Here is a 370-nt window from a genome sequence, read left to right as displayed (position 1 = left end):
TGACGTATTATAATCATTATAGATATCAATGGAATTTAAAAAAGATGACTCCTGTTGGATACAGAAATCATCTTCTTGATGTTGCCTAACTTTTTTCAAAATGTCCTTTACAAAGGGTACAGATTAATCATGAGGTATTCTTTTTTATTTTTCTTAAGGAACGCTTTAAAAAGCGCACTTTAGTTTTTAAATAAAGATTTTGTTTTACTTTTGCTAGCTACCCTTCCCTTGTATAAATGCACTTTTTTTACATACGATATTAAAATCCAAATAACCCTCTTTTAGGACGGTACTAATATGAACAAGACATTAAAATACATTTTAATCTTCTTTTGTGCGGTATTTTATATTGTAATTATGGGCTCGATTG

The 370-nt window shown here is 28.6% G+C and carries 1 protein-coding gene; it reads left to right on the top strand.

Features of this window, described 5'->3' with window-relative positions; genetic code table 11:
- Positions 1–89 (top strand): IS3 family transposase (locus D1166_RS31025; RefSeq protein ID WP_133300480.1); only part of this gene is annotated, 89 nt, incomplete at its 5' end.
- Between the last annotated feature and the right edge of the window lie 281 nt (positions 90–370).

The sequence above is a fragment of the Bacillus sp. ISO11 genome (assembly GCF_003458115.1).
GTDB classification, from domain to species: Bacteria; Bacillota; Bacilli; order Bacillales; family Bacillaceae_G; genus Bacillus_A; species Bacillus_A cereus.
This window is presented reverse-complemented; position numbering and strand designations above follow the sequence as displayed.